The organism is Bacillus sp. CBEL-1 (genome assembly GCF_004348885.1).
GTDB lineage: Bacteria > Bacillota > Bacilli > Bacillales > Bacillaceae_H > Priestia > Priestia aryabhattai_A.
In genome coordinates, this window is the sequence record NZ_SBIM01000003.1 from 624727 (window position 1) to 647531 (window position 22805).

A 22805-nucleotide genomic window follows, 5' to 3' on the forward strand; every position below is an offset into this window, starting at 1 on the left:
TCAATTAATAAATAAAAAAATGATAGTATACCCCAGAAAAAACACAAAAAGAGAGCTACAAGTCAAAAAGAACGCTTTTCTTTTAGAGTGTACATTCATCTCTGCAATTCCATATGCTAAATAAGCAAATACGAAGAAAAGAATAACTTTCGCTGTTAGCTCATCACGTTTTGATAACAGCTCCACCGTCGCATAGCCGGTCCAAACTATCAGCTGTAAGCCATATAAAAAGGGTTTTATCATAGCTCATTCCTCACTTTTAAATCATGCACTTACATCACTTATATGCAGCTTGCCCACGTTTTACAACAAAAAAGCTCGTGCCTAAAGGCACGAGCTTTTTCATATATTATTTTACAATGTGAATTGGGCTTCCGATTGCTACTTCAGCTGCTTCCATTGTAATCTCACCTAATGTTGGGTGAGCATGGATTGTTAATGCAATATCTTCAGCAGTCATACCGCTCTCGATTGCAAGACCAAGTTCAGCGATCATGTCAGATGCGCTTGGACCAGCAATTTGAGCACCGATTACAACGCCATCTTCTTTACGAGTGATTAGCTTTAAGAATCCTTCTGCAGCGTTAAGTGCAAGTGCACGTCCGTTAGCTGCGAATGGGAATTTAGAAGCTTGAATTGCTAAACCTTCTTCTTTCGCTTGTGCTTCTGTGTAACCTACGCTTGCAAGCTCAGGCTCAGAGAATACAACAGCTGGAATGCCTAAGTAGTCAATTTCAGCTGGCTCACCAGCGATTGCTTCAGCAGCAATTTTACCTTCGTAAGAAGCTTTGTGTGCAAGTGGTGGTCCAGAAACGATATCACCAATTGCATAGATGTTGCTTACAGACGTACGGCATTGCTTGTCAGTTTCGATTACACCGCGGTCAGTCATTTTTACGCCAACTTGCTCAAGACCAAGCTCGTCAGTGTTTGGACGACGACCAACCGTTACTAATACGTAATCAGCTTCAACTGTTTTTGCTTCTCCACCAACTTCAAACGTTACCTTAACGCCATCAGCAGTTTCTTCTACACCTTTAGCCATAGCTTTAGTGAAGATTTCAACGTTTCCTTTTTTCTTAAGGTTACGTTTTACAAGAGAGCTCATTTGTTTTTCGAAACCAGCTAAGATTTCATCAGCTGCTTCAACAAATGTTACTTCAGTTCCGAAGTTAGCATAAGCAGTACCAAGCTCAGTACCAATGTAACCTCCACCGATTACAACTAATTTTTTAGGAACTTCTTTAAGCGCTAAAGCACCTGTAGAGTTGATTACACGCTCAGAGAATTTGAATCCTGGAATCTCGATTGGACGAGAACCAGTTGCAAGAATTGCATTTTTAAACTTATACGTTTGTGCAGAATTTTCATCCATTACACGTACAGTTTCGCTATCTACGAAGTAAGCTTCACCTTTTACGATGTCTACTTTATTCCCTTTAAGTAAGCCTTCAACACCGCCAGTAAGTTTGTTTACTACGCCGTTTTTGAACTCTTGAACTTTTGTAAAGTCAACAGTTACATTTTCAGCAAAAATACCCATATCTTCTGAGTGTTTTGCTTCTTCAAAGCGGTGACCAGCTGCGATTAATGCTTTTGAAGGAATACAACCAACGTTTAAGCATACACCACCAAGGTTACCTTTTTCAACGATTGTTACTTTTTGTCCTAGTTGAGCTGCACGAATTGCTGCAACGTAACCACCAGGGCCAGCACCAATGACAAGAGTATCAGTTTCGATTGGGAAATCTCCTACTACCATTTATTACGCCTCCATTAATAATAATTCTGGATCATTTAATAAACGCTTAATTTGGTTAAGAGCGTTTTGAGCTGTTGCACCATCAATGATACGGTGGTCAAAGCTTAGAGATAATGCTAATACTGGAGCAATTACAATTTCACCGTCGCGTACAACTGGTTTTTCAGCAATGCGTCCGATACCTAAGATTGCAACTTCTGGGTGGTTAATTACTGGCGTGAACCATTGTCCACCAGCAGAACCGATGTTTGTGATTGTGCAAGAAGCGCCTTTCATTTCAGCAGGAGCTAACTTACCTTCACGTGCTTTTCCAGCAAGGTCATTAATTTGATCAGAAATCTCAAATACAGACTTGCGGTCAGCATTTTTCACTACAGGTACTAAAAGACCTTTTTCAGTATCAGCCGCGATACCGATGTTGTAGTAGTGTTTTTGGATTACTTCATCAGTAGAATCATCAATAGATGTGTTAAGAGCTGGGAACTTCTTAAGTGCAGAAGTTAATGCTTTAACAACATAAGGTAAGAATGTTAATTTAATACCTTGGTCAGCTGCTACTGATTTGAACTTCTTACGGTGTGCAACAAGTGCTGTTACATCAATTTCGTCCATTAATGTTACGTGAGGCGCTGTGTGCTTAGAGTTAACCATTGCTTTTGCAATTGCACGACGAATACCGCTCATTTTCTCACGAGTTTCTGGTAAGTCACCTTCTGGAATTGCTGTAGCTGTAGCTGCTGCTTTTGGTGCTGCTTCAGTTGCCGCTGGAGCTTCTTCAGTTGCTGTTGAAGCTGCTGCAGTTGAGCCACCAGATAAGAAGCTATCGATGTCTTCTTTTACGATACGGCCGTTTTTCGCTGATCCTGGAACAGCTTTAATGTCTACACCTTTTTCACGAGCATATTTACGAACTGAAGGCATAGCAATAACTTTGCGGTTTGGATCTACTTCAGCTTGTGGTTGTGCGTTAGCTGCTGCTTTTTCTACGTCTTGTCCAGCTTCAGCTGTTGCTTGAACTTGCTCTTCTTCTTTTGGAGCTTCTTCTTGTTTTGGCGCATCGTCATGGTCGTCGCCTTTGAATTTTAAGTCTTCATAACCAGGAGCATCAAAAGTTACGATAACTTGACCTACAGTTGCTACTGTACCTTCGTCAACCTTAACTTCTAATACTTTACCTTTTACAGGAGATGGGATTTCAACAACAGCTTTGTCGTTTTGTACTTCGGCAAGTACATCATCCTCATCGATTTCATCTCCAGCTTTTACGAACCATTTTACGATTTCACCTTCGTGGATACCTTCACCGATATCCGGCAGTTTAAATTCAAATGCCACGTGTCTTCAACCTCCTAGTTAGTTGCAATATGTTTAGTTGGTTTTTATACCTTATTTACAATAGAAATCAGCAAAATGCTGATTTCTATAGAGTAACAATCAATTAAAATTCAAGAACTTTTTTAGCAGTTGCTACAATATCCTTGTGGTCTGGTAACCAAACGCCCTCTGCTTGAGAGAATGGGAATACTGTATCTGGAGCAGCTACGCGTAATACTGGAGCTTCTAAGCTTAAGATTGCGCGGTCGTTGATTTCAGCTACAACGTTTGAAGCGATACCAGCTTGCTTTTGAGCTTCTTGAACAACAATTGCACGACCAGTTTTTTCAACTGATGCGATGATTGTTTCGATATCTAAAGGCTGAACTGTACGTAAGTCAACAACTTCTACAGATACGCCTTCTTTTTCTAATTCTTCAGCTGCTTTTAGTGATGAATGAACCATTGCACCATAAGCGAAGATTGAAACGTCAGTACCTTCACGTTTCACGTCAGCTTTACCAATTTCAATTGTGTAAGCTTCTTCAGGTACTTCTTGACGGAATGAACGGTATAATTTCATGTGTTCTAAGTAAACAACAGGATCGTTGTCACGGATTGCTGAAATTAAAAGACCTTTTGCATCATATGGAGTTGAAGGAATTACAACTTTTAAACCAGGTTGAGATGCTACTAAACCTTCTAAGCTGTCAGCGTGAAGTTCTGGTGTATGCACGCCACCACCGAATGGTGAACGGAACGTGATTGGTGCGTTCCAACGACCGCCAGAACGGTAGCGCATACGAGCTGCTTGACCAGAAACTGAATCAAGAACTTCATATACGAAACCAAAGAATTGAATTTCAGGTACTGGACGGAAACCTTGAGTCGATAGACCAACAGCAAGACCACCGATACCAGATTCAGCAAGTGGTGTATCGAAAACGCGATCTTCACCGAATTCTTGTTGAAGACCTTCTGTTGCACGGAATACCCCACCGTTTACGCCAACGTCTTCACCAAAAACTAATACGTTTTCGTCGTTTTTCATTTCTGTGCGTAACGCATCAGTGATTGCTTGAATCAATGTCATTTGCGCCATGGCTTACTTCGACTCCTTCTCTTTGTAGATTTCATACTGCTCTTTCAAGTTGAAAGGCATTTCTTCATACATGATATCCATTAAGTCTGTTACTTTTTGTTTTGGATAGTCATCTGCTTTTTTGATTGCATTTTTAATATCCTCTTTAGCTTGCTCGATTACTTTGTTTTCTTCTTCTTCATTCCAGATGCCTTTAGCTTCTAAGAATTTACGGAAGCGTACTAGTGGATCTTTCTTTTCCCACTCAGTATCAAGCTCTGCTGTACGATAACGTGTTGGGTCATCTCCAGCCATTGTATGTGGACCATAACGGTAAGTTAATGTTTCAACTAATGTTGGACCTTCGCCGTTTACTGCGCGCTCACGTGCTTCGCTTACAGCAACATAAACTGCTAATGGATCCATTCCATCTACTTGTACCCCTGGGATACCTACAGCAGCTGCTTTTTGAGCGATTGTTTTAGCTGCAGATTGCTTTTCAACTGGTGTTGAGATTGCAAAACGGTTGTTTTGAACAACGAAGATTGCTGGAGCTTTGAACGCACCCGCAAAGTTCATACCTTCGTAGAAGTCACCTTGTGAAGCTCCGCCGTCACCAGTGTAAGTGATTGCTACTGCTTTTTTACCACGTTTTTTAAGACCTAATGCAACACCCGCTGTTTGAACGATTTGTGCACCGATAATGATTTGTGGTGAAAGTGCGCCTAGATCCTCTGGCATTTGGTTACCGTGTAAGTGACCACGAGAGAATAAGAACGCTTGGTATAATGGAAGACCGTGCCAGATTAATTGTGGTACATCACGGTATCCAGGTAAAATGAAGTCTTCTTTCTCTAATGCAAAGTGAGATGCAATTTGAGAAGCTTCTTGACCAGCTGTTGGTGCATAGAAACCTAAACGACCTTGACGGTTCAATGAAATTGAACGTTGGTCAAGAATACGTGTGTACACCATACGAGTCATTAGTTCTTTTAATTGTTCATCAGATAAATCCGGCATTGCTGATTTATTTACTACTTCGCCCTCTTCATTAAGAATTTGGAACGTTTGGTACTGCTCAGCAATTTTATCAAGTTGCTTTGATACATCAATAATAGCTTTTTTAGTTTTAGCAGCCATCTAAGTCACCTCTTCCTTTCATTTAAGCCTTACTTTTCAATGTGCTAATCAAACAAAAAATACACATTGCTAGGATACCCAAAACGAGCACCTAAAAGTCATTTTTTGTCGACTAGAATTTCATTTGAGTCCGCTACCTGTTTCAACATGTTTTATGTATTCCCGGGCGCACTCGATTCAAACATTTAAGTAAAAGGAAAGTTTAAGCGAAACTTTCATTCCGTTAAACTGTATTAATTATTTCAACAAAATGATTAATACAACACTTACTACGCTAAATAGTGTACACCACATCAAAACGGTTCGTCAATCTATTTACGCTTATAAATTTAAGCTTTTTCCGTTATTCTACTTTAAAAAAACGATAAATTCACCTGTGCTATTACACAAACATCTTCTGTACTACTTGTCTTATAATAACTGTTAAAAAACTTACTTAATGTTACCCCTTAATTTCTTACAAACCCTTTGAATGAAAGCGTTTTATAATTTTTTAACTCGTGTCGAATACTGTTGTATATCAAATAAAAAAACAGCCAAGACTTGTTTCTTTGGCTGTTTTCTGCTCTTATTCTTGATTTGATTTCACCTTTTTATAAAAGCTCTTTTTCTCTTCATTATAAGCATCCGTTGCTTGATTAAACTTTTCACTATTTTCCTGCACCTTTTCGTATATCTCATTAATAGAAGAAATTTGGTTTTCTAAATCGTTTAGCTTGACGTTGTTTTTTCGAAACATTGTATATAGCTCTCTGTCTAGCTCCAGCGATTCTTCATATGAAGCATACAACGAGTCGTATGCTTTGTAGCGACTTTCCATTAAAGCAGCGAGCTTGTTGGCTTGCTTCTCTATATCTTCATCTTTTACCAGTTCAATTTTCCCTTTGGCTTTTTCAAATTCCTCTTTTGAACGCTGCATACTCTCCTGTTCTTTCACTAAATGCCCTTCTCGTTCATCTAATAGCTGGAGCGCTTCCGCTGCTTTTTCATCCACTTTTTCTTTTTCTTTCATTCCAATGGATAAGATTTCTTCATATAGAACATTCTCTTTGTCTTCGAGTTCGACCATCGGTTGTTGCTCTTTTATAAACTGCTTCTCTTGATTAGCAACTTTCTCAAGCGCTTTATAAACCTCTAGCTCTTCTCCGCTTTCTGCTGAACATCCTGCTAAAAGCATCATGCTTATACCCATTGCACTTACTATTTTTTTAGTCTTCATACCTGGTAAATCCTCCCTTATACCAGCACTATTTTATCTTTATTGGCCGAATTAAGCAATTCATCTACACCATTTTATTATCTTTTAATATATTATACTAACCCATCAAGAAAAAACGGTTCAATCGTTTGTGTTTTTTGGGATTCTGTCTGTTCAGGAGTGTGTTAGGTATGTATTACGGAGGATATGGATACGGATGTGGAACTGGTTGTGGCGGTTCAAATAAAGGCTTCGTTCTTTTAATTGTACTATTCATTCTACTTGTTATTATCGGCTGCAGCTGGGGAGGCAATTGGGGCGGCTGTTAATTAGTTAAAAAAGAGAAAGTCAAACGGCTTTCTCTTCTACATATAGCAACCCGGATGACTTTTCATATGTCTTTTGATACACTTTATAGTACTAAATTGACACGTATATGTCATAACTATTAGTACCATATATCGTTAGGGAGATGTGAACAGTGATTACAATGGATAAAATCATTAGGGATGGCCACCCTACTCTACGCAAAGTAGCACAAGAAGTAAAGCTTCCAGCAACAGCTGAAGATAAAGAAACGCTTAGACAACTACTTGAGTATGTTCAAAACAGCCAAGACCCTGAAATTGCAGCCAAGTATAATTTACGTCCTGGCATTGGATTAGCTGCTCCTCAAATCAACGTATCAAAGCGAATGATTGCTATTCAAGCACCTGATGAGCGTGGAAACGTACAAAGCTATGCGCTTTTCAATCCAAAGATTGTAAGCCACTCTGTTGAAAAAACGTATTTAACAAGCGGTGAGGGCTGTTTGTCCGTAGATGAAGAAATACCTGGATTTGTCCCAAGGTATGCGCGTATTACTGTAAAAGGCACCACGTTAGAAGGAGAAGAGGTTAAAATTCGTTTAAAAGGCCTCTTAGCCGTGGTCTTTCAGCATGAAATTGACCACCTTGATGGCGTTATGTTTTATGATCACATTAATAAAACAGAGCCCTTTAAAGAACCTGAAAATGCAAACCCTTATATGCGCTAAAAAAGTAGGAACCCGTCCAGGTTCCTACTTTTCTGTTAAGACAGTAATCCTACAAGCTGAAGACCGTGTGCAATCCCATTATCAGCCACATCTTTTGTTATATACTTTGCCACTTCTTTTACTTCATCATGTGCATTCCCCATCGCTATGCCGTTCCCTACGTATGAGAGCATTTCAATATCATTTAAGCCATCTCCAAATGCATACACATTCTCTTTCTTATAACCTAGCTTATCAATCATAACCTCAATTCCCTTTGCTTTTGACCCACCAGCAGGAAGCACATCCGTGGAGAATTCATGCCAACGAATATAATCAAATTTCTTGAATTTTTCTTCATAAGGTTTCTCTTCACCATCTGTACAGAAAAGAAGTGATTGATAAATTTCGCGATTTTCGTAGTACATAGGGTCGTGATTTGGATGTGTAATACCAAGCTTTAACGTGCTAATGCTTGCTTCAATATGTGGATGAAATTCAATATTGGATCTCATATCATCATGATCTAGATAAACAACCGGGTGATTTTTTTGAGCAGCAAACGCGGTAAGAGCCTGAAGCTCTTGTACATCCAATGGGTTTTTATATAGAACTTCACCATTTAATACGATGTACTGACCATTAAAGCTAATATATGTATCAATACCGAGCTCATCTCGAAGCTCTTTAAACATAAACGGTGCCCGACCTGTTGCAATCGCTACTTCATAGCCTTTTTCCTTGAGCTGATTGACCGCTTGTTTTGTTGAATGAGGTAATTTTTTATCATGATCTAACAATGTACCGTCAATATCAAAAAACACTATTTTTTTGTCCATTGTTTCACCTAACTTTTCTATTTTTTTCGTTTCTCACGTCATTATAACAAACCGTATTCACTTTCTCCATCTTTCCATATATACCCACGAAAGTCTGAAGTATTTTTTCATATACTACAACTATAAATATAGACAGGCATTCACCAGATATAAAGGAGATGAAATTCATGTTAAAAGATTTTCGAAAGCGTCTTTTAAGACGTTGGAATGAATTATTGCGAAAGAAATCAATTGCTTAATTAATTATTTAAGGGCTTTCTATCAATACATTTGCAGGGGGTGTGTCTGCATCGTAAAATAGAATAGCCCTTATTTTCTATTTAAACAAGCAGCTCTATCATCCAAATTTTTTCACAAAATAATATTTTTGTATCAGCTAATCATATGGTTTCTTAATATTTTTTAGGTTTTATCTGTAGAAATAGCCATTATTTTGCTCCTAACGAATTGACTTGTGTTATTTTGATGTCTAAAATGTAGTGAAAGCAAGTTTCTTTAGAAAATACATGAAATACATACACATTTTATATTATAATAAAATAAGTTATTTGAATTTCGGATTTAAGGAGAGAATGAAGTTATGATTTTTAAAGTATATTTTCAAGAAAAATTAACAGAAGTACCAGTTCGTGAAAACACACAGACTGTTTATGTAGAAGGAGATTCTGAACGCGACGTTCGTAAAAAGTTAAAATCGCGTTCAATTAACATTGAATTTGTTCAACTAGTGGACGGAGACTATTTAGAATATGAGCAACACAGCGAAGATTTTAAAGTATTGGAGATATGATAAAAATGAAATTTGTAAAAAATAATCAGACGGCGGTATTCGCTCTAGGTGGACTAGGTGAAATCGGTAAGAATACCTATGCCGTACAGTTTCAAGATGAAATTATCCTTATCGATGCTGGAATTAAGTTTCCAGAAGATGAACTACTGGGTATCGACTATGTCATTCCGGATTACAGCTATCTAGTAAAAAACGCAGATAAAATTCGTGGACTTTTCGTAACACATGGCCATGAGGATCACATTGGTGGAATTCCTTATCTTTTACGCCAAGTAAATATTCCAATTTATGCTGGAAAATTAGCATTAGGATTACTGCGTAACAAGCTTGATGAGCACGGATTACTTAGAAGCGCACAGCTTCATGAAATTACAGAAGATGACGTAATTAAGTTTCGCAAAACATCGGTAACGTTTTTCCGTACAACGCACAGCATTCCTGATTCATACGGTATTGTTGTTAAAACACCAAACGGACAAATTGTACATACAGGTGACTTTAAGTTTGACTTTACACCAGTAGGAGAGCCAGCGAACTTAACAAAGATGGCTGAAATCGGTAAAGACGGCGTATTATGTCTACTATCAGATAGTACAAACAGTGAAATCCCTAACTTTACAATGTCTGAGCGTCGCGTTGGTGACAGCATTCATGACATTTTCCGTAAAGTTGAAGGACGCATTATTTTTGCAACGTTTGCATCTAACATTCATCGTTTGCAACAAGTTGTTGAAGCCGCTGTATTAAACAACCGTAAAATTGCTGTTTTTGGTCGTAGCATGGAAGCCGCAATCGATATTGGCCAGGAGCTTGGCTATATCTCTTGTCCAAAAGATACGTTTATTGAACCATCTCAAATTAATCGTATTCCTGCTAACCGCGTAACAATTTTATGTACGGGTAGTCAAGGTGAACCAATGGCTGCTTTATCACGTATTGCAAACGGTACACACCGTCAAATTCAAATTATTCCTGGAGATACAGTTGTTTTCTCTTCATCACCAATCCCAGGTAATACAGTAAGCGTAAGCAAAACAATTGATATGTTATTCCGTGCTGGTGCTGAAGTTATTCATGGTAAACTGAATGATATTCATACGTCAGGTCACGGTGGACAAGAAGAACAAAAATTAATGCTTCGCTTAATGAAACCAAAGTACTTTATGCCAATTCACGGTGAGTATCGCATGCAAAAAATGCATATCAAGCTAGCAACTGACTGCGGTGTGCAAGAAGAGAACTGTTTCATTATGGATAACGGTGAAGTATTAGCACTAAGCGAAAATGAGGCATCTGTAGCTGGTAAAATCCCATCTGGTTCTGTTTATATTGATGGAAGTGGCATTGGTGATATTGGTAATATCGTACTGCGAGATCGCCGTATTCTATCCGAAGAAGGCCTTGTAATCGTTGTTGTTAGCATCAATATGAAAGACTTTAAAATTGCAGCGGGTCCAGATATTATCTCACGTGGATTTGTTTACATGCGCGAGTCTGGTGACCTAATTAACGATGCACAATCATTAATTACAAAGCACTTAAACAAAGTAATGGAGCGCCGTACGTCTCAATGGTCTGAAATTAAAAATGAAATTACAGATACATTAGCTCCATTCCTCTACGAAAAGACAAAACGTCGTCCAATGATTTTACCAATCATTATGGAAGTATAAGAAAAAGGATTCGCTCACGCGAATCCTTTTTACGTATGTTTCTTTTCTAAAATATTAATTCCAAGAGCCATTAATACCACTGTAATAATGCATAATAAGAGGCTTGAATACATAATTGTTTGCCATGCATGATTATAGAGCACAACTTGCTTTAAAAGGTCCATTCCATATGTTAATGGTACAAACTTTGAAAGTGTGAGCATAACTGGAGATGTGACAATCTCAAGAGGCCAATATGCCCCTCCTATCATTGCCATACTCACCGCTAATAGCGGAATCAGCACGTGATACTGAGCAATGCTTTTGACTACTCCTGCTAAGAACATACATAGAGCAACAGTTGCCAATAAGTAAGGAATCACAACGATTAAGCTAAGTGCAAATCGACCGTTAAAGTCTATTCCCAGGCCAAAATGAAAGATACTAAAAATAACAATGACTTCTATATAGGCAATTAAAAATGCATATACCAAGTTTCCTGAGTAAAGGTCCACTCTTGAAAGTCTTGAAATAAGAAGGCGGTCCCAAACTCCAATTTTACGGTCCTGCAAAATTTTGAGCACGCTAAATCCAATGGTATATATGATAAAAAATAGTGTAAAGCCAAAGAGGGCCTGCATATTCTCTTGAAGCATAATTCCTTCTGTTTTTTGCATACTTTCTATATTAATTTCAAAGACAGGAGCCTCTTTAATTTGTTTGTTAATTATTTCTGCTTCTTTAGCTGTAAACTCTCGAGCAAGTGCTTTGGTTTGCATGCGCTTTTCGTAATATGTTTTCACATGCTGATGTACTTTTTCTGTAAGTGTTGTTTCGGATGTTAAAATCAACTTAAAATCATTTATTCCTGCTTCTAAAGCTACTTCTGCTTTACCTTCTTTCACTTGCTCTCTCGCTTCTTTTTCATTGCTTTCTTTAAATAGTAAATGCTTGGTTTGGTTTAAGTCCTGAACAAGGGATGTAATATTTTCTTGTTGATCATTACTATACACAAGAATCGTAGTGCTCGTTTGATCAACTTTTCCCATTAAGTACGCGAATACAATAACTAAAAAGAGGGACACCAACACCGCCCATGGATTTCTACGCAGCTGCTTAAATCGACCGATTAAAATCGTATTCACCTTTTCCACCCCTTCCTTCCAAACAACCAGACAGTACTAAACATGACGACAGTCGTCACAAACAACGTAAAGAGTTCTCCTCTAATGTTTTGAATGGATTCTCCTTGCAATACGCGCAAGTAAGCTTGCGTACCAGCTCCGTTTGGAACGATTCCTCCAATTGTTGCAAGCTGGCTTGAAAGCTGTTCAGTCGGAAAAAAGCTTCCTCCTAAAAATGCTAATATCGTAACTACAACATTTCGAAAAATTGAAACCATATCTTCTGAATTCAAGCGATGAACAACAGAGGATAGACATGCGCTAATTCCACCTACAGCCATACTCACAGAAACAGTAATGATAATAAAACCTAGTAAGTTCGACCAGATAACCCCAAAGCATATCGCCACGAGACTATATAAAATAAGCAATTGACATAGAGCTAGCAAGAAACCCGTACAGAAAATACTAAAATAATAAAGAGTTGGAGATACGTTAGCAAGAATGATTCGTGACAAGCTATGCGCTTCTTTTTCTACATAAGCGTTCGTAGCTAAGCTAGGAGCAATATAGAGAACAAACATCATGCTCATTCCTATAGCATAGTAAGCAAGAGCTGAGATTGGCTTTTCTTTGTTCGCCGTTTCTTTTTCTCCTAAAGAACCTGCTATCTCGATATTACTTGCTTTTTCAGGATTTACTTGACTAGCATATGTGTATAGAGATAACCTTTGCTGATAAGCTTCCATTATACTAGTTGCTGTATCTGCCCCAATCGATTTATCTTCATTTCGAATAATGGTTAGCGGTGGATTTTCAAAATCTTTATTAAAAAACTGCTTTTGTAACACTTCATATGAGAAACCTTTAGGAAATACTATAATTACGTTATACTCATTGCTTCGCTTAGCTTTTTCAAGTTCTTTATTTGAAAGGTGTTTGACCTTAATAAACTGCATGACTTCTTTGTGTTGAAACGTATTTTGCAGCAAAAACTCTATTGGCTTCATGTGATTAACAGTCGCAAGCATCTGCTTCTTCGCTTCCTCAGGTAACGCTTGTTGGGCTAATTCTTCCTTAAAGTTCTCTATTTCTTGTTCTTCATCTCCTTTAACAACTATCCCAATAGTAGCTTCAAAACCAGGCTTATCAGACATAATACTTCCGAGAGAAAACCCTAAGATTACAATTAAAACAAATGGCATTAATAATAAAATAATAAGTTCTTGAGGGCGTCTAACAAACTGTATGAACTGCTTTTTTAAAAGCGCAAAAAACATCCTGATTCCCCCTCATTAATCTCTTAACGTTCGACCAGTCAAATGTAAAAACACATCTTCAAGCGTAGGTGCTTCAATCTGAACAGAAGAAATCATCATCTCTTGTTCCTCAGCAAACTTAAATAAATCGGCTAGTATATTCACATTTTTGGGAACAGAGAACTGAACAGATCCATCCGTATGCGTTAACTTTGAAACAGCTGGGTGAGACTGTAGCTTATGAATAAGTCCTTCTTTAATCCAATCGGCCTTAAAATGAATAACTTGTTCAGAAGATAAAATACTTCGAAGCTCTTCTTTTGTACCAGAAGCAATAATATTTCCTTTATCCATAATGTAAATGCGATGGCAAAGCTGTTCCACTTCTTCCATATAGTGGCTTGTATAGATTACGCTAATACCATAGTGCTGATTTAAATGCTTAACTGACTCTAAAATATGAAACCTAGACTGCGGATCAATTCCAACGGTTGGTTCATCCATAATTAAAAGCTTTGGACTATGAAGAAGAGCGATACCAATATTAAGTCGTCTTTTCATTCCTCCAGAAAAGATTTTGACACGATCATGCTGGCGATTTGTTAAGCTAATCATATTTAAAATTTCATCTACTTTTTCAGCCAAGTGTTTTCCTTTCATCCTTTGAGTTCTTCCAAAAAAGTCTAGGTTTTCTCTTGCGGTTAATTCATCATATAAAGCTAGTTCTTGAGGTACAACGCCCAGTACTTTTCTCATATGACTTGGATTACCTATGCTGCTTTTCCCATTGATACGTATGTCACCGCTTGACGGTTTAATAAGAGACGAAATCAAAGAAATGGTTGTTGACTTTCCTGCACCGTTTGGCCCTAATAATCCAATTGTTTCGCCGCGTTCCAAAAATAAGCTAACATTATTTACTACTTTCGTTTTTTTGTATACTTTATTTAGTTCGACAACTTCTAGCATGAGGCTTCACTCCCTTATTTTCTTTCTTACTTCATCTTATAAATTCAACACTTTCTTCACCACTTACCTCCGTCACTTCTTCTTCCCCAAACTATGACCTCCGTCACATGACAAAAAATCTTCTGATCGATTGTCAGAAGATTTCTTCACGCTAAGTGATTTTTTACAGCATAAATAGCTAACTGAGTGCGATCACGTAGCTCAAACTTATGTAAAATTTGTGTAAGATGATTCTTAACCGTTCCAATTGATAAATAAAGCTCTGTTGCAATTTCTTTGTTCGTCTTTCCTTCCCCCACAAGCTTGACTAATTCTCGTTCTCTTTTTGTAAGTTCAACTTGTATAGGCTCTGTTGACTCTTGCCTTAATAGCCTTGGCATAATTTTAGCTGTTACATGATCGTGAATACTTAAACCACCGTTCATACAGCTATGAATGGATTGAATGAGATGCTCAGGGTCAGCGGTTTTTAGCATAAACCCATTTGCTCCATATTGAAGAGCCTGCATGGCATACTCCTCATCATTAAAGGTCGTTAACATTAGCACGCGTATTGTCGGCCACTGCGCTTTTATTCTCTGTGTCGATTCAATTCCGTTCATAATTGGCATTGATACGTCCATGATTACAAGATCAATCAAATGGCGTTCCAACTGCTCTAGCGCTTCTTTGCCATTACTCGCTTCTGCTCGCACGCAAAGCGAAACATCCTGTTCAATCATCATTTTAATTCCTGATCGAACAATACTTTGGTCTTCTACAAGTAAAATATGAATCAAGTAATTCACCTTCTTCACGTTCATTAATCTAGTTTAATAATGCCTTCTATAAAAAAATGTTCAGGTGTTTGAAAGTAACTTACTTGCCCATCGATACTTTCAATCCGTTGCTTTAGTGATTTTAACCCAAACCCTTCTCGAAAAGGCGGTGTATCAGTGGCAATGCTATTCTTTATCTGGAAAGATAAATCACCTACTGGTGATAGCATTAAAGTGATTGCTAACTCTCTTGAACTACCATGACGCATGGCGTTTGTAAACCCCTCTTGAATAGCGCGATACAACGCAACGCTTTGAATATTAGACAACGCCAGCGATAATACTCGTTGCTTCACTGTAAACGACACGTTCATATGACTCTCTGATTCTAACTTTCTAATTAAATGAACAACAGATGCTACTCCTTGTAAAGTTGATTTATCCAACTCTTTTACAGCATGACGTGTTTCCGCTAAGCTTTCTTCCGCCAAATGTTTTAATTGGTCCAACTGTACACTTTCTAACTCTTGACTCATCTTTAACACCTGAATATTTAATAATAAAGCCGTTAATTTATGACCGACAGAATCGTGAATATCTCGAGCAATTCTTGTTCTTTCTTCATTTCGAGCAGCTTTCTCTGCCTCCAAACTCATTCGTTTGAGAGAACGGTATTCCCCTCTTAGCTCATCATATAAAAGCTGTTTTTGTTGCGTATCTTCCCTGCTTATACATAATTGATACAAGACGACGCCAATTAGTACAGTTATGATAACTGTTGGCAGTAATGGCACTTCTAGCTTAATCCAGCTTAAGAGTAAAAAAGCAACCATTGTACATACAGCATAGATTCGAAAATAACCCCCATTCACTTCACTAGCTGTCTCAACACTAACATATAGAAAAAGTGCAATTAAAAGTGGAGAGAACGATAGAAAGAACCCTAAGGTTGATAGTACCAATACCTGACACATTTGATTTCCAAACTTCTGCTTCCACAGCGGTTTTGTAAAATAAATAAGCATTGAGAGGAAATTTAAAAAAAGTAATTCAAGAGTATTTACGCTTTCATACACTGAAATAAAAAGCGTAATCCATATTGCTAAAAAAATAGTGGTTTGTATTAAAAATTTTTTCACCTTTCATTCCTCCGATTACTATTGTACTAGCAAAACACCAATAAAATCCATATTTTCTATAAATACATAGTAAAAAACCTGCTTCCATTGATGAAAGCAGGTTTTCATTACATATCTGCGAATTTATTTTCAAATCGATTAATATTTACATCTGCACCAATAACAATTAAAATGTCACCCTGCTTGATTGACTCTGATGCTTGCGGAGAGACAATAATATCTTGGTTCCTCTTAATTGCCACAATATTGATACCATATTTGGCACGGATATCTAAATCAATAAGCGTATTTCCCGCCATTCTTTTACTAGCAACTAACTCAACAATACTATGTTCATCCGATAGCTCTAAATAGTCAAGTACGCTATTGGAAATCATACTATTGGCAATTCTTCTACCCATATCACGCTCTGGATGCACAATAAAGTTAGCTCCAATTTTTGATAGTACCTTAGCATGATAATCGTTTTGCGCTTTTACCGTAATTTTCTTTACGCCTAGCTCTTTTAAAATCAGCGTGGTTAAGATACTTGCTTGAATATTATCACCAATTGCTACTATGACATGATCAAAGTTGCGAATACCTAAACTTTTTAATACACCTTCATCCGTAGAATCTCCTACTACAGCATGTGAAGCAATACTCGCATACTCATTTACTTTCTCTTCATCCGTATCAATTGCCAGTACTTCCATGCCTTGATCACTTAGTGTTTTACAAATGCTACCGCCAAATCTCCCTAATCCAATTACTGCAAATTCCTTTTTCATGAAAAATCCTCCATAAAGTAACAAGTGAAGTCCATATACTACTTTATTTTACCATAATGTAAGGTTTCTTTCCTTTGTACATAGCAGCTTGCAGAAAAAAAGCTGCGGATTTCCACAGCTTTTAGACTTTCCTTTACTTCTTCTCTACAGCATGACCACCAAATTCATTCCGAAGCGCAGCCACAACTTTTCCTGTAAAGGTATCATCTTCTAATGAACGATAGCGCATCATTAGTGAAAGTGCAATAACTGGTGTTGGAACTTGCAAATCTAAAGCTGATTCAACGGTCCACTTTCCTTCTCCAGAAGAGTGCATCACGCCTCGGATATCATCCAAACGAGGATCTTTTGAAAAGGCACGTTCCATCAGTTCAATTAACCATGAGCGGATAACAGAGCCATTATTCCATACTCTTGCAACTGCTTCATAGTCATAATCAAACTGACTTTTTTCCAATACATCAAACCCTTCTGCAATTGCTTGCATCATGCCATATTCAATTCCATTATGTACCATTTTTAAGAAATGGCCGCTTCCTGCATCTCCTGCATATAGATAGCCTTTGTCTACATTGATATCTTTAAAAATAGGTTCAATGTGTGCGAAAGCTTCCTTGTCTCCACCGATCATCATGCAAGCTCCATTTCGTGCTCCTTCCATCCCGCCGCTGGTTCCGACATCAAAAAAGTGAATCCCTTTTTGATGAGCTTTTTCAGCACGACGAACAGAATCTTGGTATTTTGAATTTCCACCATCTATAATAATATCTCCTTCATCAAGCAAGTCGTGAAGTTCATTGATTACCTTTTCTGTAAGATCTCCTGCTGGTACCATGACCCAAGCTACTTTAGGCTTTTCTAACTTTTTAACTAATTCTTCTACTGAGTGAGCTCCTACAGCTCCTTGTTCTTCCAACGTTGTAACTGCTTCTTTATTCACGTCAAATGCTACAACTGCATGGTTGTGTTCCATCAAGTTTAAAGAAAGGTTAGCTCCCATTTTTCCTAAACCAATCATTCCAATTTGCACCTAAATTCCTCCTTCAATACTAAATTATCGTTAGTATGATATAAATTTGGCATCTTCAAACGTATTTTCCACTTTCTGAACAAACAAAACATAAAAAACACTGATGTCTACTTTTCAGAAACATCAGCATTTATGTATTTTCACTTGGTTTTACCTAACTCTACAGCTGAACTTAGCTGTAAGAAATCTCTTATGTTCATGTTTAGCATACGCTTTTCGTGATTTTATAACGTTGCTTGTCCTGGTCTCCAATTTGCGGGACAAAGCTCACCAGTTTGTAAAGCGTGTAACACTCGCAGCGTTTCATCTACATCTCGGCCGATATTATTATGGTTGACAACAGCATACATCAGTTCTCCTTGAGGACTAATGATAAATAACCCGCGTAAAGCTACGCCTTTCTCTTCAATTAAAACGCCATATTCACGTGAAACAATATGATTTGTATCTGCGGCTAAAGGATAATTAACTGGGCCTAGTCCGTTATCTCGTCGATCTGCTTTAATCCAAGCTAAATGCGTATGAATAGTATCTGTTGAAACACCAATTACTTCTGCCTCTAGCTTTTTAAATTCATCGTAGCGATCTGACAAAGCCGTAATTTCAGTTGGACATACTGCTGTAAAATCCATAGGGTAAAAGAAAAGAACTGTCCATTTCTCTTGTTTCATATTCTCTTCTAAGCTTACTTTTCCAAACTCTTTATTCGGCAGTACTGCTTCCATTTCAAAGCGTGGGGCCTGCTTGGCTACCATGCGTTCTGGCATGAATCATCCCTCCAACATAATAATAAGCTCATGTTTATTCTGCTTTTCATTTAAATATAGTAAATTATACCTATTAATTAGTTATAAACTACATGAAATAGGACGACATACATGGTATGCCCTATTTTTATCTAAGATAAACGAACTTTTTTTGTTCACTTCTAGAAAAAATAGCATTAATGACTTGCAAAAAGGGACAAATTAAGTTTAGCATGTCTAATAGCGGGAATAAAATAATGTACTGAAAGAGCCAGAAACTAAGCAAGTTTTTACATTACATATGGTTATCTTTTTTATTTATTTCCAGTTACGTGTTTTATGTTTAGAAAGGATGAATTTTTTATGTTAAATTTTTCAGAAGTCAATTGGGAACAGCTTCTGACGGTTGCAGGATTAGTTGTGTTAAAGCTTGTCCTCATCTTAATTGGTTTCTTAATCGTACGTTCCATTGGAACGCGTATTATTGACCGTTCTTTCAACCGTATGATGGAACGTGATACTGTATCAAAAGGTCGAGCACTTACGCTTAAAAGCTTAATGGTAAATGTGTTTTCATACGTTCTTATCTTTATTGTTGTTGTGATGTTACTTGAAACTGTTGGCGTACAAGCGACCGCACTTCTTGCCGGTGCTGGAGTAGTGGGGTTAGCAATCGGTTTTGGCGCTCAAGGACTTGTGAGCGACATCGTTACAGGATTTTTCTTACTGCTGGAAAAACAAATCGATGTAGACGACTATGTAACAACAGGGAGTTTTTCAGGTATTGTTGAATCTGTAGGACTTCGTACAACTCAAATCCGCGGATTTGATGGCACATTGCACTACGTGCCAAATCGTGAGATTACAAGCCTAAGCAATCACTCTCGTGGAAATATGCGAGCACTTGTGGACATCGGCATCTCATATGATGACGATATTGATCGCGCAGCTTCTATATTACAAGAAGTGTGTGATCGTATTGCACAAGAAGATGAGAACATTGTAGATGGACCAAACGTCCTTGGCGTTCAAGGCCTAGGTGCATCGGACGTTGTGTTACGAGTTGTTGGAAAAACGAAAAACGGCGAACAGTGGGGCGTAGAACGTAAGCTTCGTAAAGCGTTTAAAGAAGCTTTTGACACGCATGGAATTGAAATCCCATTCCCGCACCAAGTATACGTTGAAAAGTCGAATGGCGAATCACCACAGCTTGCTAAAGATAACGGATAATAAAAAACCCCGGAAGCTTCCGGGGTTTTCTTATGCGTTGCCTTTCATTTCAAAGTAGCGAGTGATAAGAGAGATGGCCACCTCAATTGCTTTTTCATCTGGCTGAAGCTTTGAATGATGAAGGCCATACGGAGAATTTACCCCAAGCCAAAACATAAAGCCTGGAATCTCTTTTAGCATATAACCGAAATCTTCTCCCGTCATCGCTTTTTGACACTCAATAACCTCTACTTCTTCTTGGGCTCTCGCAAATGTCATAAATTCCTTTGTCATGTCATGATCATTGTAGACTTGATGATACATGCACCCATAATCAATGACTGTCTCGCACTGATAACCTACTTCCACACCTTTTACAATAGCCTCAATTCGCTCTTTTACACGTGCCATTGACTCAGGAGATAAAGTACGAATGGTCCCTTCAATGCGAGCACGCTCAGCAATAATATTTTGAACCGTTCCAGCAGTAATTTTTCCAACGGTAATTACGGCACTATCTAATGGATCAACGTTTCTAGCCACTATCGTTTGCAGTTGAGAAACCAATTGACAAGCAGCGACTACCATATCATTTGTATTATGAGGGTATGCTGCATGTCCCCCTTTTCCTTTTAAATCAATAAACAGTTCAGATGTGTTCGCAAATAAAAGACCTTCTTTTACTGCAATTGATCCTACTGGATATTCAGGAGCAATGTGTAGCGCCACAATTTGGTCAGGCTTCCACTCTTTCATAATCTCGCTTTCAAGCATTGGCTGAGCCCCACCTGGACCCTCTTCTGCAGGTTGAAAGATAAACAGCAAATGATCATCAATTGGGTAACTTGCAAAGTGTGTTAAGATTCCTAAACCAATACTCATGTGAAAATCATGACCACATGCATGCATTAAACCTTCATGAGTGGACGAAAACTCATACTCGGTTTCTTCCGTAATTGGGAGGCCATCAATATCAGCTCGGTAGCCGATTGTTTTTGTTGGTTTTTTCCCTTTGACCTTTACAAAGATACCGGTTTTCCACGTTTTAATTTCAAGATGTTCTTGAGGAAGACTTTCAATATAGCGCAATAAAAACGCTTGTGTTTTCAATTCTTGAAATCCTAACTCAGGTATTTTATGTAATTCTCTGCGCAAAGCAGCAAATTGAGAAATGTCCACGTGCCATGAATCCTCCTTATAGTTAAGAAAGCGTGGTTGCCCACGCTTTCTGTGTCTTTCGCTTATTAGTCGTTTAGTTGACGAAGCTCTTGTTTAATTTCAGTTTTTGATTTTGTTTTTTCGTCAATTTCTTTAATAACGCGAGCTGGTGTACCCGCTACTACCGTATATGGAGGTACGTCTTCAACTACGATTGCGCCAGCAGCAACAACTGCACCTTTACCCACTGTTACGCCTTCTAGAACAACTGCGTTTGCACCAATCACAACGTCATCTTCAACAACAACTGGCTTTGCAGAAGGTGGCTCAATTACGCCAGCTAACACTGAACCCGCACCGATATGACAGTTTTTACCTACTGTTGCACGTCCACCCATTACAACGTTCATATCAATCATTGTACCTTCACCGATTACAGAACCGATGTTGATTGAAGCACCCATCATAATAACAGCGTTGTCTCCAATCTCGACTTGGTCGCGAATGATTGCACCTGGCTCAATGCGCGCTTTGATATTTTTCATATCTAAAAGTGGAATTGCAGAATTACGACGATCGTTTTCGATAACGTAGTCTTCTACTTTTCCTTCGTTTGCTTGAATTGCTGCTTGAATGTCTTTCCACTCACCGAATACAACACCTGTATTACCAGTTACGAATGTTTTAGAAGAAGCGCCGAAGTCGATTCCTTCTAAATCACCTTTCACATATACTTTTACAGGTGTTGATTTTGTGCTGTTTTGAATAAATGAAATAATTTCGTTTGCATCCATCATTTTCATATTATGTATTCCTCCTAAGTTAGCATTTGCTTCATTTTACTAATGTAACAAAATGAGTTCCACATGACAAGTTAGAAGTCACGTAATTTTCTCATTTCTTCACGTAATGCGCAGATGCATTATGATAGCTCTTTTTCTTGCTGTTCTTTAATATACTCTTTGACAATTTCCATAAATGCACGCACTTGTTTCAGCTTAAACGCTGACTCATATCCTACTAGCCAAGTATCTCTAGTGATTGGTTCTTTATTTTCTTTTAATAGTGGAATCCGATGTAAATGCTGGGCATCTTTCACAGCAATTGACGGTAAAATGGCAAAACCAAGACCATTTAGAGCCATTTGCTTACACGTCTCAATTTGGTCTACAACAATGGTTCGTTTTGGAGTTGTATGAAACTCTCTATGCCACCAATCGAGTATTTCTTGATAGTAAGTAGAATCACTTTTAAATTGAATAAACGGTCGATCATTATTCGGCACCTCAGAAGCATCTTCAATTTCAGTATCTACTAAATACAAAGGGTCCGTAAACAGGTGTTCCTTTACACCTTTCCATTCTGGGTTTCCCCGAATAATTCCAATATGTACTTCATCTTCATAAATATAGCGAAGCATTTCACTGCTCCAACCCGTTACAAGGGAAATTTTTGCATGAGGATATTTATCCATATACTTTTTTAAAACCGCTGGCAACCAATGCTGGCCAATAATAGAGGCTACAGCGAGCTTTAACGTCCCGTATACTTCCGTGTCTAAATGATGTAGATCTTCCTTTACTTGGTCTTCTTTTTCAACAACTTCCTTTGCAAACTGCACAATCTTTTCACCAGCTGGTGTTAAAGAAAGACCTTTTTGGGAACGGATAAAAATTTGAGTATCCCATGCCCGTTCAATTGTTTGCAGGCGCTGCGATAGAGCTGGCTGCGATACAAATAAGCGCTCAGCTGCTTTTCTCATATTTAATTCTTGGGCTAATACGACAAGCATGCGACATTCTACTAATTGCATTTTGCTATTCCTCTCAACACATTGTTTTACTTTTTCACC

General features: G+C 38.1%; 23 protein-coding genes. 5 read left to right on the forward strand and 18 right to left on the reverse strand.

Features of this window, described 5'->3' with window-relative positions; all coding sequences use genetic code 11:
* The 6 genes from EPL02_RS03290 to EPL02_RS03315 all read right to left on the reverse strand — a co-directional run bounded on the left by EPL02_RS03290 (position 1) and on the right by EPL02_RS03315 (position 6516).
* Positions 1-243, reverse strand: coding sequence for a hypothetical protein (locus tag EPL02_RS03290; RefSeq protein ID WP_094911540.1), 243 nt, complete (start codon positions 241-243; stop codon positions 1-3).
* A 106-nt stretch (positions 244-349) separates the two neighbouring features.
* Positions 350-1762 (reverse strand): dihydrolipoyl dehydrogenase, encoded by a 1413-nt coding sequence (gene lpdA / locus EPL02_RS03295; RefSeq protein ID WP_025909125.1) that lies wholly within the window; start codon positions 1760-1762, stop codon positions 350-352.
* Between the two features lie 3 nt (positions 1763-1765).
* Complete coding sequence (locus tag EPL02_RS03300; RefSeq protein ID WP_131886964.1) at positions 1766-3097, reverse strand: dihydrolipoamide acetyltransferase family protein; 1332 nt, start codon at positions 3095-3097, stop codon at positions 1766-1768.
* Between the two features lie 103 nt (positions 3098-3200).
* On the reverse strand, positions 3201-4178 hold the full coding sequence (locus EPL02_RS03305) for an alpha-ketoacid dehydrogenase subunit beta (RefSeq protein WP_094911542.1): 978 nt from the start codon (positions 4176-4178) through the stop codon (positions 3201-3203).
* Between the two features lie 3 nt (positions 4179-4181).
* Complete coding sequence (gene pdhA, locus EPL02_RS03310; RefSeq protein WP_131886965.1) at positions 4182-5297, reverse strand: pyruvate dehydrogenase (acetyl-transferring) E1 component subunit alpha; 1116 nt, start codon at positions 5295-5297, stop codon at positions 4182-4184.
* Positions 5298-5865: 568 nt separating this feature from the next.
* Positions 5866-6516: a YkyA family protein gene (locus tag EPL02_RS03315; RefSeq protein ID WP_131886966.1), complete on the reverse strand. Its 651-nt coding sequence runs from the start codon at positions 6514-6516 to the stop codon at positions 5866-5868.
* Between the two features lie 170 nt (positions 6517-6686).
* Between EPL02_RS03315 and EPL02_RS03320 the strand changes: the two genes are divergently transcribed.
* Positions 6687-6824: a YjcZ family sporulation protein gene (locus EPL02_RS03320; RefSeq protein ID WP_094911545.1), complete on the forward strand. Its 138-nt coding sequence runs from the start codon at positions 6687-6689 to the stop codon at positions 6822-6824.
* A gap of 152 nt (positions 6825-6976) precedes the next feature.
* Positions 6977-7531: a peptide deformylase gene (gene def / locus EPL02_RS03325; RefSeq protein WP_094911546.1), complete on the forward strand. Its 555-nt coding sequence runs from the start codon at positions 6977-6979 to the stop codon at positions 7529-7531.
* Positions 7532-7566: 35 nt separating this feature from the next.
* Here the strand turns inward: def and EPL02_RS03330 are convergent, their stop codons facing one another.
* On the reverse strand, positions 7567-8349 hold the full coding sequence (locus EPL02_RS03330) for a Cof-type HAD-IIB family hydrolase (RefSeq protein ID WP_094911547.1): 783 nt from the start codon (positions 8347-8349) through the stop codon (positions 7567-7569).
* Positions 8350-8929: 580 nt separating this feature from the next.
* Between EPL02_RS03330 and EPL02_RS03335 the strand changes: the two genes are divergently transcribed.
* Together EPL02_RS03335 and rnjA are read left to right on the forward strand one after the other, a co-directional pair.
* Positions 8930-9139, forward strand: a complete 210-nt coding sequence (locus EPL02_RS03335) for a DNA-dependent RNA polymerase subunit epsilon (RefSeq protein WP_094911548.1) — start codon at positions 8930-8932, stop codon at positions 9137-9139.
* A 5-nt stretch (positions 9140-9144) separates the two neighbouring features.
* Entirely contained in the window at positions 9145-10812 is a 1668-nt protein-coding gene (gene rnjA, locus EPL02_RS03340; RefSeq protein WP_094911549.1) for a ribonuclease J1, read from the forward strand.
* Positions 10813-10841: 29 nt separating this feature from the next.
* Here rnjA and EPL02_RS03345 read toward each other — a convergent pair whose 3' ends face one another.
* The 8 genes from EPL02_RS03345 to EPL02_RS03380 all read right to left on the reverse strand — a co-directional run bounded on the left by EPL02_RS03345 (position 10842) and on the right by EPL02_RS03380 (position 18607).
* Positions 10842-11936: an ABC transporter permease gene (locus EPL02_RS03345; RefSeq protein ID WP_094911550.1), complete on the reverse strand. Its 1095-nt coding sequence runs from the start codon at positions 11934-11936 to the stop codon at positions 10842-10844.
* Positions 11933-13195: an ABC transporter permease gene (locus tag EPL02_RS03350; protein ID WP_094911551.1), complete on the reverse strand. Its 1263-nt coding sequence runs from the start codon at positions 13193-13195 to the stop codon at positions 11933-11935. The genes EPL02_RS03345 and EPL02_RS03350 overlap by 4 nt, the downstream gene beginning before the upstream one ends.
* 15 nt (positions 13196-13210) lie before the next feature.
* Entirely contained in the window at positions 13211-14143 is a 933-nt protein-coding gene (locus tag EPL02_RS03355; protein ID WP_094911552.1) for an ABC transporter ATP-binding protein, read from the reverse strand.
* A 146-nt stretch (positions 14144-14289) separates the two neighbouring features.
* Positions 14290-14922 carry a response regulator gene (locus EPL02_RS03360; protein ID WP_094911553.1) on the reverse strand — a complete coding sequence of 211 codons (633 nt, stop codon included), beginning with the start codon at positions 14920-14922 and terminating at the stop codon, positions 14290-14292.
* A 23-nt stretch (positions 14923-14945) separates the two neighbouring features.
* Entirely contained in the window at positions 14946-16040 is a 1095-nt protein-coding gene (locus EPL02_RS03365) for a sensor histidine kinase (protein WP_094911554.1), read from the reverse strand.
* A 107-nt stretch (positions 16041-16147) separates the two neighbouring features.
* Positions 16148-16810 (reverse strand): potassium channel family protein, encoded by a 663-nt coding sequence (locus EPL02_RS03370; protein ID WP_094911555.1) that lies wholly within the window; start codon positions 16808-16810, stop codon positions 16148-16150.
* A gap of 133 nt (positions 16811-16943) precedes the next feature.
* Entirely contained in the window at positions 16944-17840 is an 897-nt protein-coding gene (gnd, locus tag EPL02_RS03375; protein ID WP_131886967.1) for a phosphogluconate dehydrogenase (NAD(+)-dependent, decarboxylating), read from the reverse strand.
* A gap of 224 nt (positions 17841-18064) precedes the next feature.
* Positions 18065-18607 carry a peroxiredoxin gene (locus EPL02_RS03380; RefSeq protein WP_094911557.1) on the reverse strand — a complete coding sequence of 181 codons (543 nt, stop codon included), beginning with the start codon at positions 18605-18607 and terminating at the stop codon, positions 18065-18067.
* A 342-nt stretch (positions 18608-18949) separates the two neighbouring features.
* Here EPL02_RS03380 and EPL02_RS03385 point away from each other — a divergent pair, with 342 nt between their 5' ends.
* The gene (locus EPL02_RS03385; RefSeq protein ID WP_131886968.1) at positions 18950-19816 is read left to right on the forward strand and encodes a mechanosensitive ion channel family protein; all 867 of its coding nucleotides are present in this window, start codon (positions 18950-18952) and stop codon (positions 19814-19816) included.
* Between the two features lie 30 nt (positions 19817-19846).
* Here EPL02_RS03385 and EPL02_RS03390 read toward each other — a convergent pair whose 3' ends face one another.
* From EPL02_RS03390 to EPL02_RS03400, 3 genes are all read right to left on the reverse strand, one after another.
* Positions 19847-20974 (reverse strand): N-acetyldiaminopimelate deacetylase, encoded by a 1128-nt coding sequence (locus EPL02_RS03390; protein WP_131886969.1) that lies wholly within the window; start codon positions 20972-20974, stop codon positions 19847-19849.
* Between the two features lie 65 nt (positions 20975-21039).
* Complete coding sequence (gene dapD, locus EPL02_RS03395) at positions 21040-21756, reverse strand: 2,3,4,5-tetrahydropyridine-2,6-dicarboxylate N-acetyltransferase (RefSeq protein ID WP_094911560.1); 717 nt, start codon at positions 21754-21756, stop codon at positions 21040-21042.
* Positions 21757-21875: 119 nt separating this feature from the next.
* On the reverse strand, positions 21876-22766 hold the full coding sequence (locus EPL02_RS03400; protein ID WP_025909145.1) for a transcriptional regulator CcpC: 891 nt from the start codon (positions 22764-22766) through the stop codon (positions 21876-21878).
* Positions 22767-22805 lie beyond the last annotated feature (39 nt).